At 68.6% G+C, this 14,733-nt stretch carries 15 protein-coding genes; 6 read left to right on the top strand and 9 right to left on the bottom strand.

Translation table 11 applies throughout. The features are described from left to right. Positions 1-123: 123 nt before the first annotated feature. Both ACS5PN_RS18980 and ACS5PN_RS18975 read right to left on the bottom strand, forming a co-directional pair. Positions 124-1,008 carry a hypothetical protein gene (locus ACS5PN_RS18980; protein WP_439465549.1) on the bottom strand — a complete coding sequence of 295 codons (885 nt, stop codon included), beginning with the start codon at positions 1,006-1,008 and terminating at the stop codon, positions 124-126. A 107-nt stretch (positions 1,009-1,115) separates the two neighbouring features. Next, positions 1,116-1,754 carry a YceI family protein gene (locus tag ACS5PN_RS18975; protein ID WP_439465548.1) on the bottom strand — a complete coding sequence of 213 codons (639 nt, stop codon included), beginning with the start codon at positions 1,752-1,754 and terminating at the stop codon, positions 1,116-1,118. A 119-nt stretch (positions 1,755-1,873) separates the two neighbouring features. Here ACS5PN_RS18975 and ACS5PN_RS18970 point away from each other — a divergent pair, with 119 nt between their 5' ends. Further along, complete coding sequence (locus tag ACS5PN_RS18970; RefSeq protein ID WP_439465547.1) at positions 1,874-2,761, top strand: FlgO family outer membrane protein; 888 nt, start codon at positions 1,874-1,876, stop codon at positions 2,759-2,761. Here ACS5PN_RS18970 and ACS5PN_RS18965 read toward each other — a convergent pair. Continuing rightward, the gene (locus tag ACS5PN_RS18965; protein ID WP_439465546.1) at positions 2,751-3,551 is read right to left on the bottom strand and encodes a hypothetical protein; all 801 of its coding nucleotides are present in this window, start codon (positions 3,549-3,551) and stop codon (positions 2,751-2,753) included. The genes ACS5PN_RS18970 and ACS5PN_RS18965 overlap by 11 nt on opposite strands. A gap of 74 nt (positions 3,552-3,625) precedes the next feature. Then, positions 3,626-5,071 (bottom strand): PLP-dependent aminotransferase family protein, encoded by a 1,446-nt coding sequence (locus tag ACS5PN_RS18960; protein WP_439465545.1) that lies wholly within the window; start codon positions 5,069-5,071, stop codon positions 3,626-3,628. Positions 5,072-5,156: 85 nt separating this feature from the next. On the opposite strand from ACS5PN_RS18960, the gene ACS5PN_RS18955 reads away from it, so the two are divergent. Both ACS5PN_RS18955 and ACS5PN_RS18950 read left to right on the top strand, forming a co-directional pair. After that, positions 5,157-5,639 carry a cupin domain-containing protein gene (locus tag ACS5PN_RS18955; RefSeq protein ID WP_439465544.1) on the top strand — a complete coding sequence of 161 codons (483 nt, stop codon included), beginning with the start codon at positions 5,157-5,159 and terminating at the stop codon, positions 5,637-5,639. Positions 5,640-5,673: 34 nt separating this feature from the next. After that, the gene (locus ACS5PN_RS18950; RefSeq protein ID WP_439465543.1) at positions 5,674-6,312 is read left to right on the top strand and encodes a GNAT family N-acetyltransferase; all 639 of its coding nucleotides are present in this window, start codon (positions 5,674-5,676) and stop codon (positions 6,310-6,312) included. Here the strand turns inward: ACS5PN_RS18950 and ACS5PN_RS18945 are convergent, their stop codons facing one another. Then, positions 6,313-7,056: an SDR family oxidoreductase gene (locus ACS5PN_RS18945; RefSeq protein ID WP_439465542.1), complete on the bottom strand. Its 744-nt coding sequence runs from the start codon at positions 7,054-7,056 to the stop codon at positions 6,313-6,315. It lies immediately after the preceding gene. Between the two features lie 99 nt (positions 7,057-7,155). Here ACS5PN_RS18945 and ACS5PN_RS18940 point away from each other — a divergent pair, with 99 nt between their 5' ends. Next, the gene (locus ACS5PN_RS18940) at positions 7,156-8,052 is read left to right on the top strand and encodes an AraC family transcriptional regulator (RefSeq protein ID WP_439465541.1); all 897 of its coding nucleotides are present in this window, start codon (positions 7,156-7,158) and stop codon (positions 8,050-8,052) included. Here the strand turns inward: ACS5PN_RS18940 and ACS5PN_RS18935 are convergent. From ACS5PN_RS18935 to ACS5PN_RS18920, 4 genes are all read right to left on the bottom strand, one after another. Beyond that, positions 8,049-9,188, bottom strand: coding sequence for an ATP-binding protein (locus ACS5PN_RS18935; RefSeq protein WP_439465540.1), 1,140 nt, complete (start codon positions 9,186-9,188; stop codon positions 8,049-8,051). The two genes, ACS5PN_RS18940 and ACS5PN_RS18935, sit on opposite strands and share 4 nt — an antisense overlap. Further along, complete coding sequence (locus ACS5PN_RS18930) at positions 9,182-9,898, bottom strand: response regulator (RefSeq protein ID WP_439465539.1); 717 nt, start codon at positions 9,896-9,898, stop codon at positions 9,182-9,184. The genes ACS5PN_RS18935 and ACS5PN_RS18930 overlap by 7 nt, the downstream gene beginning before the upstream one ends. Next, entirely contained in the window at positions 9,895-10,794 is a 900-nt protein-coding gene (locus tag ACS5PN_RS18925; RefSeq protein WP_439465538.1) for an intradiol ring-cleavage dioxygenase, read from the bottom strand. Before ACS5PN_RS18925 ends, ACS5PN_RS18930 begins: the two co-directional genes overlap by 4 nt. A 696-nt stretch (positions 10,795-11,490) precedes the next feature. Continuing rightward, entirely contained in the window at positions 11,491-12,738 is a 1,248-nt protein-coding gene (locus ACS5PN_RS18920) for an ANTAR domain-containing response regulator (protein ID WP_439465537.1), read from the bottom strand. Positions 12,739-12,943: 205 nt separating this feature from the next. Between ACS5PN_RS18920 and ACS5PN_RS18915 the strand changes: the two genes are divergently transcribed. Further along, the gene (locus tag ACS5PN_RS18915; protein WP_439465536.1) at positions 12,944-14,203 is read left to right on the top strand and encodes an MFS transporter; all 1,260 of its coding nucleotides are present in this window, start codon (positions 12,944-12,946) and stop codon (positions 14,201-14,203) included. A gap of 61 nt (positions 14,204-14,264) precedes the next feature. Next, complete coding sequence (locus tag ACS5PN_RS18910) at positions 14,265-14,729, top strand: hypothetical protein (RefSeq protein WP_439465535.1); 465 nt, start codon at positions 14,265-14,267, stop codon at positions 14,727-14,729. Positions 14,730-14,733: the final 4 nt, after the last annotated feature.

Below are 14,733 nucleotides of genomic sequence, written 5' to 3'. Positions count from 1 at the left end.
GTCGATCCTGCGTGCCGCCGCTCTGACCCATCATCTGCTTGCCCTCCGCCGCCGCGATGCAAGAACTTAGGTCAGCAGACGCAGATTGCCATCGGGTTTTTCAACAGAATCGGCTGTGAGCTGTCATTCCTGGCGCCTAGGCACCAGGACAGTGTCCACAAACTTTCTGCTTATGTCGTTCTTCACTCCGCTCACATTGGGGCAATCGCCGCTGCCCGATGTAGATGCGTAACTCCACGGCCAACGGCCTGTAGAACTGCCGCCAAAGCCGCTATCCCAAACGAAGCGTGTCAACTTGGCAATGACTTCACCGCTTGCTTTGTCAATCACTTTCAGCTTGGTCCCCGCAATCCAAAGTTCTCGATCTGCCGAGTCAACAATGTCTTCGTAGTCCAGTGCGTATCGCGCGCTGGAACTGGCAACAGGGGCACATTGATGCTGGCCGGTTGTCCAGTTCGACTCCCCGTCTTTCCAGGTCGCTTCACATCGAAATCGAGTCCCTGCGTCGTTGACGTACTCGACGAATCGATAGCCGCGCACGGGCGGCAGGAGTTGTTGGACGTTGTGCGTTAGATGGGGTGCCAGCTGTCCACGCTGCTCTGGATGAAGGGCGTCTCGAAATTCGCTCATCAAGAACTGCTTGATGTAGTCGTCGCCTCGGTGTTCAGCCGCCATGGCTGCCTCGGGATACATCGGGTCGAAGTACTCTTTACCGCCCCAAGGAATCTCTCCGCGAAGCTTAGTCAACTCGATGCCGTCGACATCCTTAACGACTCCCTTGACCAGCACGCCTGATGTTTTGCAGCGCTCCTCAAATACCGCCTTAGCAATGGCGTACCTCTCGCCACGAAGCCGAGCTTCTTTGTCGGCTTGACGTTCGCCACAAGCAGCTAGGCCCATCGTCAGCGGGAGCAGCGCGAGCGCTAGCGTTGCCCAACGTCTTCTTGGGATTCGGCGGCGGGAACGGTCATGGAATCTCGACATGACATTAAGTCTATAGGTGCGCATGCTGCTACCGCTGCAAAGCGGTCACCTGGCAAGGCATCAAGCAGCGCCTCCCAACAGACGCTCCTCGCCCGTGTGCCAGGGCCGCCGCAGTCACCGCAGTCACATCCTCAAGACTTGCTCTTCACCCCCAGCGCGTTGATGTTGTTGCCCGCATCGGTATCCACGCCCTCAGTGCCTTCGATCTGGACCTGGATGGTCATCTCGTCGCCGACGAGATCGAGATAGGCGTCTAGGCCGTAGTCCGAGCGCTTGATGGTCGTGCGGGCCGAGAAGCCGACCGAGGGCTTTTCGCTGACCTGGTTCAGGCCCAGCTTGTTGAAGCGCAGGTCCAGCACCACCGGCTTCGTGACGCCGGCCAGCGTCAGATCGCCGTAGAGCTTGCCCTGCATGCCGTCGATCTTCTCCAGCTTGGTGCTGCGAAAGCTGATCTGGCGTGGGCCCATGAAGAGCTTGGCCCAGGAGTCGTCGCCGCGCACCTGGTTGTTCCACTTCGCGTCGCCCAGGTCGATGGACGCGATCGGCATGCTGACCTGGATGGACGAGCGCGACCAGTCGTCGGCGTCGAAGACGAAGCGGCCCGGCGTCATGCGCACCGTGCCGATCAGGTCGATGAAGCCCTGGTGCAGCAGGCTGAAGTTGACGCGCGAGATCTTGCTGACGATGTTGTAGGTCGTCGGCACGGCGTTCGCGGTCACGGTGGAACAGGCCAGGGCGGCGGCCAGCAGGACGTTATGAAGGCGGGACATGGGAGCTTCCTTGCTCGGTTGAAAAGGTCGCTCGTTGTAGTCAGCCACCCCCTGAATGACCTGAATACGCGCTGAAATCTTCTGAACGGGCCTGATTTCGTGCGGAAAATGCGTCCGGCATGGACAGCCGCATCACCACCGCCGCCCCGTTTCGCCTGCTCGACTGGCGCGTCGACCCTGCGCGCGGCCTGTTGACGCCGCTGGGCGGCGGCGAGCCGTTGCGCCCGGACGCGCGCGCCCTGCAGTTGCTGCTGCACCTGGCGGCACGGCCGGGCGTCGTCGTCAGCATTGACGAACTGCTGGACGAGGTCTGGACCGGCGTGGTCGTCAGCCCCGACTCGGTCTATCAGGCCATCGCCGGCCTGCGTCGCGCCCTGGGCGACGACACCCGGGAGCCGCGCTATATCGCCACCGTGACGCGCCAGGGCTATCGCCTGGTGGCGACGCCGCAACCCGATGTGGAGACCGCCGCGGCGCCGCCTGCGCCTGAGGTTCCGCCAGAGCCGGTCGCAACACCGCCTCGCAGACGCCAATGGCTCGCCGCCCTCGGGCTGACAGCCGTGGCTGCTGCCGGCACCGCCGCCTGGCTGCTGCCCTGGCCGCGCCCGGCGGCCGACGCGCACTCGGTGGCCGTCATGCCCTTCCTGGACCTGACCGACGCGATGGACCAGGAGCCTTTCGCCGACGGCATGACCGAGCAGATCATCGACACGCTGAGCCATCGGTCCGGCTGGAAGATCCCCGCGCTGTCGCGCGTCTTTTCCTACAAGGGCAAGGAGACGACCTTGACCCAGCTCGGCCGCGAGCTGCGCGTGCAGCATGTGCTGGAAGGCAGCGTGCGCCGCTCCGACAACACGCTGCGGGTCAGCGCCCGCCTGGTGCGCGTGGACGACGGCTACGTCGTCTGGTCGTCTAGCTATGACCGGCCGGCGGCCGATCGACTGGGCGTGCAGGCCGAGGTCGCCGAAGAGATAGGCAAGGCCCTGGACAAGAGTTTCAGCGGCTGACCATCGAGAAATAGCGCTCGAAGGACGCATCCACCGCGGCACGCCCGCCGCCGATGATGTTCAGGCCCCAGGTGAAGCCGTAGACGTCGTCGAAAGCCAGGCCGCGCAGGCGCGCCTGCGTCTCGCGCACATGCTCGGGCTTGGCCGGGATGTGGTTGGGCACGCTGTACATGAAGCTGACATGGCGCCGGTCCTGGGCCACGTGCAGCGAATCGCCGGCCAGCAGCAGCGACCTGCCCTTGGGGCCGTCGCGCCAGTGCAGCACCGAGCTGCCGGGGAAATGGCCCGGGCAGCGCAGCAGCGTGGCGCCGCGGCCCAGGTCCAGCGTGTCGCCACGCCAGAACTCCAGCCAGCGCGAGGGCCGGCTGACCCACAGCCTGTCGTTCTCGTGCACGAAGATGGGCACGCCACCCAGGGCCTCGCTCCAGCGCACCATGGCCGAATAGAAATGCGGATGCGAGATGGCGATGCGCTCCACGCCGCCGCGGCGCTTGATCTCGGCCACCGCCTCGTCGGTCACCAGGGCCGTGGTCTCCCACAGCAGGCGCGCCTCGGGCAGGTGCAGGGCGCGCTGCGGAATGGCGAAGGCCGGCGCGATGCCGATCCCGAACAGGTCCTGATCCATCTCCAGCCGGTTGCGGTGGGTGGCGGCCAGTTCCTCGTGCGTCGTCCAGGCCTGGCCCTGCCAGCCCACGTACTGGCGCTCGTCGCTGCAAATGCGGCACAGCCCCGGTGGCTGCAGGCTGTCGGCGTGCTCGGTTCCGCAGGTGCGGCACATGAAATGGGCCATGGGGTGCTCCGTGATGTCCAAGGCCTGCAGCCTAGGCAGTCCGATGGATCCATCACAGAGCCAAGTTCAGCGATTCACAGGGTGCCAAGTGCCTTGGCCAACCGTTTCACGGCCTCAGGAATGCGCGCCGCCGTGATGCTGCCGTAGCCCAGCACCAAGCCCTGCAGGCCGCCCTCGCCCCACCAGTAGCGGCTGAGCGGCTCGACGCCCACGCCGGCCGCCCAGGCGCGCCTCGTCAGCTCGTCCGCATCGACGTCCCGCAACGCCACGGCCAGGTGCAGGCCGGCGATGGCCGGATAGATGGCCGCCCGGTCGCCCAGGTGGCGCCGGATCATCTGCTCCAGCACGCGCCGGCGCTCGGCGTACTCGGCCCGCATGCGGCGCACATGGCGCAGCAGATGGCCCTCGAGGATGAAGTCGGCCACTGCGGCCTGCGTCAGCGCCGGAGTGCCGAAGCCCGCCGCATGCTTCGCCGCCAGCAGGGCCTCCCGCGCCCAGGCTGGCGTGACGACATAGCCCAGGCGCAGGGCCGGCAGCATGCTCTTGGATAGGGTGCCGACGTAGAAGACGCGACCGTCGCGGTCCAGGGTCTTGAGCGCATCCAGAGGCCGCGACGTGAAGCGGAACTCGCCGTCGTAGTCGTCCTCGATGACGATGGCCTGGCGCGCGGCGGCCCAGTTCAGCAGCTCGCGCCGGCGCGCCAGCGACATGGCCATGCCCAGCGGCGACTGGTGGGACGGCGTCACGCAGACGATGCGGGCTTCGGCCGGCAGGGCCTCGACGACCAGCCCTTCGGCGTCCACCGGCACCGGTGCCAGCTTCGCCCCCGCGCCCAGCAGAGCCGCGCGCAGCGGCGGGTAGCCGGGGTTCTCGACGGCGGCGACGGTGCGGCCCGGCGTGACCAGCACGCGGGCGATCAGATCGAAGGCCTGCTGGGCCCCGGCCGTGACGACCACATCGTCGACCGTGCAGGCCACCGCGCGCGACGACGACACATGGCCGGCGATGGCCTCGCGCAGCGCGGCCAGGCCCTGGGCGGCGGGATAGCGCGCCGGCTCGCGCGCGGCGACCTGCAGGGCCCGCGTCTGCAGGCGGCGCAGCACGTCGAAGGGAAAGCTGGCCGTCTCCGGCATGCCGGTCTTGAATTGATAGGCCGGCGCCGGGCCGCTGGTCAGCAGGGCCGGCCAGCCGCCGCCCTCGCCGCGCAGCCAGCGGCTGTCGGCCCAGGGGGCCACGCTGGCGCGGTCCGACACCGTCACAGCCGCCTGGGGCAGCTCGGCAACAAAGCTGCCGCCCGCGCCGCGCGACTCCAGCCAGCCCTCCGACGCCAGCAGCTCGTAGGCCGCCACCGCCGTGTTGCGCGACACGCCCACCCGGGCCGCCAGTTCGCGCGACGACGGCAGGCGCAGACCCGGCGCCAAGCGGCCGCTGGCGATGGCCTCGCGCAGGGCCGCGTGCAGGCTGGCCAGGCGCGAGCCGCGGCCCCCAAGTTGCAGATCGAGTTCCAGGCTTGGATCCATAGCTTCTCTTCGTTTTGGCTCTTTTTGGGAGCCATGCCGACGGGCACTCTAAGGCCTGCAACAACGGCTTCCAAGGCAACCCACCATGAACAACACCCTGACCCACCCGCTGGACGGCCTGCAGGCCCACGTCGTCCCCCATGTCACCGCCGCCCTGCAGCGCGCCGGCCTGGATGCCTGGATTCCCGAGGGCCCGGGCAAGTGGTCGCTGCCACTGCAGTTCCTGGAAGGCGGAGGCTGGGTGGAGCTGATGCGGCTGGAACCCGGCACCAAGCTCAGCTTGCATCGCCATCACGGCGAGGTGCATGGCCTCAACCTGCAAGGCCAGCGCCGCCTGGACGATGGCCGCATCGTCAGCACGGGCGACTACATCTACGAGCCGCTCGGGAATCTCGACAGCTGGGAGGCCGTCGGCGACGAGGTGCTGGTGCTGCATGTCGTCGTGCGCGGCGACGTGGACTATGTGGCCGCGGACGGCAGCGTGCAGCGCCACATCGCGACGGCCGACGTCGTGGCCGGCTACCGAGCCTTCTGCGCCGAACGCGGCCTGCAACCCCGGCTCTGCTGACAAGGCGCTGCATCGGGTCGCGCAAACTCGCCGCATGACAACGCATTGCAGTGATTTGCTGGTGGACTGGGGCCGCGGCTGGGCCGCGTCGCGGGGCACCTCGGAACCCATGCCCGTGAGCGACGGCGCCTGGCGTATCGAGGTGGGCTTGCCAGGCCATCGCCGGCGCGACCTGCTGCCGGCCTGGCCGGCCGAGCGCGTGCAGGCCTGGGCGGAAGGCATTGCCGCGCCGGGCGTGTGGATCAAGGCCTTGGTCGCCCCCGCCGAGCTGCATCTGCCCGCCGTCTGGGAACGGCATGCCACCGAATACCTGATGAGCGCGCCGCTGGTCGACGAGAGCCCGCCCGCATTGGCAGCGGGCTACAGCGCGGAACTCACGCAGCGGGGCGATGTGCTGGCCTGCCAGTTGCTCGCCGCCGACGGCCAGTTGGCCGCGCGTGCCCAGGTCGGCCTGGCGGGCCGGCATGCCATCTTCGACCAGGTCGTCACCGAGCCCGCGCACCGCCGCCTCGGACTGGGCCGTTACGCCATGGTCCGCCTGGCTGAGGCTGCGCGGGCGCGGGGCGCCGACACCGGCCTGCTGGTCGCGACCGAAGACGGCCGCGCCCTCTACACGGCCCTGGGCTGGCGCGTCGAATCGCTGATGGCCGCGGCCAGCATCGGCGAGCCCTGATCAGCCCATCAGCGCCAGCGCATCGGCCCCCGCGGCCAGTCGCATCGGGCATTGCGGATCGGTGGCCGCACGCCAGACCGCCTCGGCCACATCCTGCGCCTGCGTGACCTGATCGGCCGGCTGCTGCGCCCATTCGGCGAACACGCGCCCCGCCAGTTCGGCATAGGCCTCGGGAATGCTGCCGTCCATGCGCGAGCGCGCGTTCTCGCCGAAGCGGGTGGTGGGCGCGCGGCCCGGCAGCACGAGGGAGGCTCGCACGCCAAACGGCGCCAGCTCCAGCGCCAGCACCTCGGTGAAGGCATTCACCGCCGCCTTGCTCGCCGTGTAGACGGCCAGCAGGGGCAGGGCCTTCAGCGTCACGCTGGACGTCACATTGACGATGACGCCGGCCCGGCGCTCGCGCATCTGCGGCAGCACGGCCTGCGCCATGGCCATGGTGCCGAAAGTGTTGGTCTCGAAGAGCTCGCGCATGCGCTCGACGGGAATGCCTTCCAGCGCGCCCAGCAGGCCGATGCCGGCGTTGTTGACCAGGGCATCGATGGGCCCGGCGGCGTCGAGGCAGGCGCGGATGCTGGCCGCGTCGGTCACATCCAACGCCAGCACGCGCAGACGCTCGCTGCAGGGCAGCACGTCATCGTTCGGCTGGCGCATCGTCGCGACGACCTGCCAGCCGCGGTCCAGGAAGAGGCGGGCGGTTTCCAGCCCGAAGCCGGACGAGCAGCCGGTGATCAAGACGGTTTTCATGGGAGAACTCCAAGGGGGTTGCGAATGTCCTCAGGTTAGGCCGCCAGCGCAGGACTGAATACAATTCAAAGTCCATAAAACATTCGCAATCGTCCTGCCGTGGTCGATCCCCTCAGCGAGGTCGTCGAGCTGCTCCAGCCCGGCGCACGCTTCTCCAAGGTCGTGGCCGGTGCCGGCGCCTGGCGCGTGCGGCGCGCCGAAGCCGGCCTGCCCTTCTATGCCGTCGTGCTGGCAGGCGGCTGCCGGCTGGCCGTCGACGGGCAGGCGCCGCTGGAGCTGCAGGCAGGCGACTTCGTGCTCGTGCCGGCCGCCCAGCCCTTCACGAACAGCAGCCTCGAGCCGCCCGCGGCCGACCTGCCCGACACCCAGCCCACCCAGTTGCCCGACGGCAGCTATCGCGTGGGAGATCCGCAAGGCCCGCCCGACGTGCGCCTGCTCGTGGGCCATTGCCAGTTCGGCTCGCCGGATGCAGCCCTGCTGGTGTCGCTGCTGCCTCAGCTCGTGCACGTGCGCGGCGAGCCGCGCCTGGCGGCCCTGGTGCAACTGCTCATCGACGAGACCCGCGCCGAGCGCCCGGCGCGGCAGGAGGTGCTGGCGCGGCTGCTGGAGGTGCTGCTGATCGAGGCACTGCGCTGCGCACCCAGCCTCGCCGCCTCACCGGGCCTCGTGCGCGGCTTGGCCGACATCCGCCTGGCCGCGGCCCTGCGCGGCCTGCACGCCCAGCCGGCGCGGGCCTGGACGGTGGAGTCGCTGGCGAAGGAGGCGGCGCTGTCTCGCTCGGCCTTCTTCGAGCGCTTCAGCCGCGCCGTGGGCGTGGCACCCATGGCCTATCTGATGGCCTGGCGCATGGCGCTGGCGCGCAAGCTGCTGCGCGACGACAACCTCGGCGTGGCTGCCGTCGCCGAGCGCGTCGGCTACAGCTCGGCCAGCACCTTCAGCGTGGCCTTCACGCGCCATGTCGGGCAGCCGCCAGCGCGGTACGCCAAGGCCGCCTAGAAAACGACCTCGGCCCGCAAGCCCCCCTCGGGCCGGTTGGCCAGCACCAGCAGCGCGCCCTGACGCCGCACCAGTTGCTGGGCGATGTAGAGGCCCAGGCCGGTGCCCCCCGTAGCGCGGTTGCGCGAGCCCTCGACGCGGCGGAAAGGTTGGCGCACACGCTCCAGCTCGGCCTCGGGAATGCCGGGGCCGTCGTCCTCCACCACCAGCCGCGTTTCGCCGGCTGCGAGGTCGACGCGCACGCGGGCATTGCCGGCATAGCGCAGCGCATTGCCGACGAGGTTGTCGACCACACGGCGCAGCGCGACCGGGTCGGCGCTGACGACGGCGGATGGGCCTTCGAAGCTGACCTGCGCACCGGTCTCGGCCAGGTCGTCGACGGCCGACTGGGCCAGGGCCGACAGGTCGACGCGTTGCGGCTCGGCCGTATCAGCGGGGCGGAAGACCTCGATGACGCTCTCCACCAGCCGGTTCATCTCGCGGATGTCCTCCACGCAGCGTTCGCGCACGCCGGGCTCGACCTCGCCCGTCTCCAGCCTCAGCCGCATGCGCGTCAGCGGTGTGCGCAGGTCGTGGGAGATGGCCGCGATCATCAGGCCGCGTTCCTCGAACTGACCGCTCAGCTCGGCCGCCATGCGGTTGAAGACGGCCGCGGCATCGCGCACCTCGCGCGTGCCCTCGTCCTCGTTCAACTCGGGCGCCGGCCGCCCCTGGGCCAGGGCCGGCGTCAGCCCTTGGGCGGCGGCGACGAGTCGGCGCACCGGCCGGGCCAGCCAGCGCGAGCCCCACCAGGCTGCCAACGCGATGACGAGCAGGCGCACGCCGTAGTCGACAAGGCCGGTGCGCCAGGGCAGTGAGGCCGGTGGCAGCGACGGGAAGGTGGGCAGACGGCCCGGCATCTGGGCGCCGGGCTCGCGGCGCGGCGGCGGGCCATTGCCAAACCCCTCGTCGCGAGGCGGTGGCATGGCGGGCCGGCCTTCGGAGCGCATCGGCGGTGGGCCGGGCATGTCACCGAAGCCGCGCACGGCCTGGGTGACCAGGCTCCAGGCGGCCAGGTGGCTGACGGTCAGGGCCACCCACATCAGCAGGAACAGCCGCAGGCCCAGGCGGTCCCAGTTCTTCAGGGCTTTCAGCAAGGGCTCACCTCGGCGTCGAACAGATAGCCTTCACCGCGCACGGTGCGGATGGTGCTGGGCTCGCGGGCCGTGTCGCCCAGCTTGGCGCGCAGCCGCGACACGGCCAGGTCGATGCTGCGGTCGTTGACCTCGACGCCCGGCGCCCGGGTCAGCTCGATGAGCTGGTCACGGCTGAGCACCCGCCCGGGTCGCTGCACAAAGGCCGCCAACAGCCGGAACTCGGCGCTGGACAGCGCGATGCCGACGTCTTCCTCGTTGATGAGCTGTCGCGTCATGCGGTCGAAGCGCCAGCGGCCGAAGCGCAGCAGGCGCGCATCGTCTTCCAAACCGGTGGCCTGGCCTTTGCTGGCGCGCCTGACCAGGGCCTGCAGGCGGGCCACGAGTTCACGCGGCTCGAAGGGCTTGGCCAGGTAGTCGTCGGCGCCCAGCTCCAGGCCTATGACGCGGCTCATGGTGTCGCCACGTGCCGTCAGCATCAGCACCGGTGGCGCGTCCGCCTGGGTGGACAGCCAGCGCAGCAGGGACAGGCCGTCTTCACCGGGCAGCATCAGGTCCAGCACGATGGCATCGACCTTGACCGCCGACAGGACCTGCCGCATCACCTGGCCATCGGCCGCCGCACTGACCTGCCAGCCAAAGCCCTGCAGATAGGCAGTCAGGCTGGTGCAGATCTCGGCGTCGTCATCGACGACCAGGCAGTGTCCATTCATACCGAAATGCCTACTTTCAAACGCGCCACATAGCCGGCCGCGGCCGAGCCGGTCATGGTGGCCATCTGTGTCGAATAGCCGTCGCTGAAGATGCCATCGGTCGACAGGCTGATGGCATTGTTGTTGGCGGCGCTGTTGCCGTAGCCGCTGGTGGCGTAGACGGCGCTGTTGGTGTCGGACGGGAAGCACAGCTGCGAGGTGCGCAGCTTGTTGTTCCAGTTGGTGGCCGTTGTCGTGCTGCGGTAGACCTCGAAGTGGATGTGGGGCACGCGGCCCGAATAGCAGCCCGGGTAGATGGTCTGGAAGCTCGCAGTGCCGTCACTGGCCGTGGCCTGCACACCGCGCAGATAGTTCTCGCCGGTCACGCCGCTGGAGTACATGGAGTAGCGGCCCAGCGCGTCGCAATGCCACAGGTAGATGGCATAGCCCGACAGGTCGGCGCAGGAGGCGTTGGTGTTCACAAGCTCGATGATGACCTGAAGCGGCACGCCCGTGGCAATGCCGCTGGCGCCACCGATGCTGGAGCGGATGTCGCTGCGCACGATGCCCGACAGGGCCAGCACATTGGCGACGCTGCCGTTGGCGCTGTTGGAGCCATCGCCCGGGTAGGGGCCCTCGGTCTCGCTCGGGATGACGGAGCAGGTTGTCGTCGTGGTCGAGCCGCCCGTGCTGCCGCCGCTGCTGGAGCCGGAAGAGCCCGAGGACGAATCGCTGCTTGTCGACGTCGTCTCGCTGCTGCCGCCACCGCCGCAGCCGGCCAGCGTCATCGCGCCTGCGCCCGTCAGCGACATGGCGCCTGCGCCCAGCAGCCAGCGCAGCGCCACGCGGCGCTCGAAAGCCTGTTCGTGCAGGCGGCTGATGTCATGGGCCAGGCCCTGGTCGTGATCGTGTTGCATTGCATTTCTCCATCGAGGTGGGATGGAGTGCATTGCATCGCTCGGATGTATCGGGGGGATCGGCAGATTGTGTCGGGGTTGACATACGCGGGTTGGATGCTTTGGCGCTTGTCCTTTCGACTCGGTGCAGTGAGCCGGGAGTCCGCCCCGGCAGGGCGGGTAACTTTTCTCTGACGCGCCAGAGAAAAGTCACCAAAAGAGGAGCGCTGAATGCAATCCGCACTCGAGTGGGATTAGGCGCTCGCGATGCTCGAAGTTGGGCCGTGCCTACACGCGACCCGCTGCGCTCTCGCTGCTGTCCCTGTGACGAGCATCATTGACCGCCGCTTCACCACCGTTAACGCCGGCTGCACGCCGGGCTCATCAGGAAATACAGAACAGCCGCGTCGCCCGAGCGACGCTGCATTTGGCATTTCTCGTGAGCCCGGCGTGCAGCCGCGCGTTCAGCGGCCTGGTAGTCCGATCTTTGGTGCTGTCCATAGGGTCAGCAGCGAGAGCGCAGCGGGTCGCTTCTTCCCGCTCTACAAGCGGCTGTTGCCATGCGCAGTGATGGCCTGTGGTGCTGGTGTGAACTCAGGGCCTCTTCTTTGGTGACTTTCTTCTGGCCCCGCAGAAGAAAGTTACCCGGCCGCCGGGACGGACTCCCGGCAATGCATCGATCAGCAGCGCTCTTCGCAAAAGCAACCCAACCCCATCTCACCCCAAGATCAACTGCAACGACCCCTGCAACGCCTGAATCAACGCCTCCAGCGCCTGCAGCAGCCTCTCGCTGCCCTGGTGCATGCGCTGCACCGCATCGCCCTGCTCCACCCGCAGGCCACGCAGCAGCAGCAGCCAGGCTTCATCGACCGCCGCAAATGCCGGCTGCAACGCAGGCCCCGCCAAAGGCGCGGCGCGCACCTCGTCGTAGGCCTTGATGAACTCGTCCAAGCCAGCCGCCAGCCCGCTGGTGTCATGCCCCGGTATGACCTGGGCCAACAGCCCTTCCTTGGCCAGGCGCTGGCTGAGCAGCCGCAGGCGCGTGACCTGGGCCAGCAGCCCCACCGGCCGCTGCCCCGCACGCTCGGACAACTTGGCCACCAGGGCCTCGCTGCTCTCCAGCAAGCGCTGCGCCGCACGATCGCTGCGCGCCAGGTCAGGCTGGCGGTTGGCCAGGGCGGCATCCAGCTGCGCCCATGCCACCGACACCGCCGACAACTCTTCCACCAGATCGTTGCGCAGCAGCTCACCCAACCGCGCCAGATTGCCGGCCACGCGCTCAGCCGACGCATCCAGCAGAGCTTGCGCTTCGCGCCGCTCCGGCGGCGACAGCTTCGGCCACTGGCGCAGGGCCTGCAGCTTGACGAGGCGCTGGCTCAGCATGCGCTGGGCGCCGGCGCGCTCCAGGGCTTCGGCCAGCTCGCTGGTGTGCACGACGCCACGCGCCACCTCGGGCAGCTTGGACTGGGTTTGCATCGCCGTGTTGCGCAGCAGGGCGAAGGCGGCGGCCTCGTCGATGCCGCGGGCCTGCATCAGCAGACCCTTGGCCCGCTCCGTCCATTTGCGTTCATCGAGCCGGGCCTGGACAGCCTGCTCGCGTGCCTGCTGCTGGGCCACCAGGTCACGGGCCCACAGCAGGACCTCGGCCAGCACGCCGGCGTCGACATCGACAGGCAGCCATTGCACGGCGCCGCGGGCCAGCACGGCACGGCGTTCGGCCTCGTCCGGCGCCGGCGACAGCAGCACCACCGGCAGGCCGAAGGCCCGATCGGAGTGCAGCAACTGCGCCAAGGCGGTGCGATCCGGGCACCAGAGCAGGCCCAGAGCCGGCCCGTCGACCGGGTCAGCAAGCTCGGAAACGGTGCACAGCGACCAGTCCTGGGCCTGCAAGGCGGCGGCTTGCGGGGGCAGTTCAGGGCTGCAAAACAGCCTGGGCGACAGAGAGGCGGCGACGGTATCGGACATGGTTTCGGGAGTCACGCCCCAAAACGGCGCAAGAAACAGGCCAGCAGCCTTGCCGGCCTGCACGAAATGCTGTGGCATGGCGCTTGCGAGTATCGGCGCATGGTGCTCGCAATGGTGCGTGCGCCCTCCCGCCGTGACGTCCTGCCGCCCAGGCACGACCGGTGGGCGGCTATGGGCGCTTGCGGTCAGCAAGATCGAGCCCCAGATGTCCGCACTGCAAAACTTCAAAAACGCCGGCCACAGCCCCACGCTGTTTGCCGCCTTTCTGTATTTCGCGTTTTCCTGCTGCATCTGGGTGCTCAATGGCGCGCTCGCTCCCTTCATCAGCGAGACCTACCAGCTGACGCCGGCCCAGAAGGGGTTGATGCTGTCGATTCCCATCATGGCCGGCGCGCTGATGCGCTTTCCGCTTGGCCTGCTGTCGCAATACATCGGCCGAAAGAACGCGACGCTGGTCGAGATGGGCATGATCGCCATCGCCATGCTCTACGGCTTCTTCATGGTGAAGAGCTATGACGACCTGCTGGCCATGGGCGTGCTGCTGGGCATTGCCGGCGCCAGCTTCGGCGTGGCCCTGAGCCTGGGTTCGGGCTGGTTCCCGCCGCAATACAAGGGCCTGGCCATGGGCCTGGTGGGCGCTGGCAATGTCGGCACCGCCGTGTCGGTGCTGGTGGCGCCCCCGCTGGCCCAGGCCTATGGCTGGCAGACGGTCTATGCCTTCGCGGCCGCGGCCATCCTGGTGCCCATGGTCGTCATGGTCGTCTTCGCCAAGGAGCCGCCCGATGTCGACTCGCACGCCTCGCTGCGCGAGCATGTGGCCTGCCTGTTCGAGAAGGACGGCTGGGCCTTCAGCCTGATCTATGGTGTGACCTTCGGCGGCTTCATCGGCCTGACGACCTTTCTGCCCACCTACTACTACGACCAGTTCGGCGTCTCCAAGGTGCAGGCCGGCCAGCTGACCATGCTGGCGGCCTTCATGGGCGCGGCGGTGCGCGTCGTCGGCGGTGCGCTGTCGGACCGCTTCGGCGGCGTCAATGTGCTGACGCTGGTGCTGGTCGTCGTCGCCATCAGCCTGGCCGGCGTGGGCCTGGCCAGCGGCTCACTGGTGCTGACGACGCTGCTGCTCATCGTCTGCTTCGCCGCACTGGGCGCAGGCAATGGCGCCCTCTTCCAGCTGGTGCCGCTGCGCTGGCCCGCGGCGACGGCTGTGGCCGGTTCGATGATCGGCGAGATCGGCGCCCTGGGTGGCGGCCTTGTGCCCAACTTGATGGGCACGTCCAAGCAGCATGCCGGCACCTATATGTGGGGCTTTGTCGTCTTCGCCGTGCTGGCTGTGGCGATGCTCTTCGTCATGCGCATCATGCAGATCCGCTGGACGCGGACCTGGGCGGAGAAGGGTGGGCGGGCCCGTCGCGCGGCCGCCATGGCCGCGGATGCGGAGCCGGTGAACTACCAGCGCGTCTGAGCGGCCCTTGCCCCTCGGGCGAGGGACAGCCGGGCGCGGATCGCCCGGCACACTGGGGCGCATGAGAATCTTCATCGCGACCACCCTCCTCGCCCTCGCGGCCAGCGCCCAGGCCGGCGTCAGCTGCAAGTTCGGCAGCGCCGCCATCAATGTCTCCGACAGTCTGGCCGATTTGAGCCACTCGCCCGCGGGCAGGCGCGACGCCAACGGCAAGCTGTCGCTGTTCCGCCTGCTGACGCTGGACGACAGCGAGGGCGACACCAACAGCATCGAGTTGAAGACCGCCGACGTGACCAAGCCCGGCGACTACGCACTGTCGCTGGAGCCGGGTTGGCGCTCCCTCGTGAACGTACGCGGCCAGCGCGAAAAGGTGAGCGGCGGCAAGTTCCACATCACCCAGTTCGAGGTGCGGGACACGGTCGCTCACGCGGTCGGAACTGTGGAGTTCACGAGCGAGACGACGCGCGGCATCTGCAGCTTCGACGTCCAGGTCCAGGCCATCAACCGCGACCGGCTCGGCCTCTGATTCG

The organism is Roseateles sp. NT4, assembly GCF_051857475.1.
In the GTDB taxonomy this organism is placed as follows: domain Bacteria; phylum Pseudomonadota; class Gammaproteobacteria; order Burkholderiales; family Burkholderiaceae_C; genus Pelomonas.
Note: the sequence above shows the minus strand (reverse complement) of the source record. Positions and strands in the feature narration are given on the sequence as shown.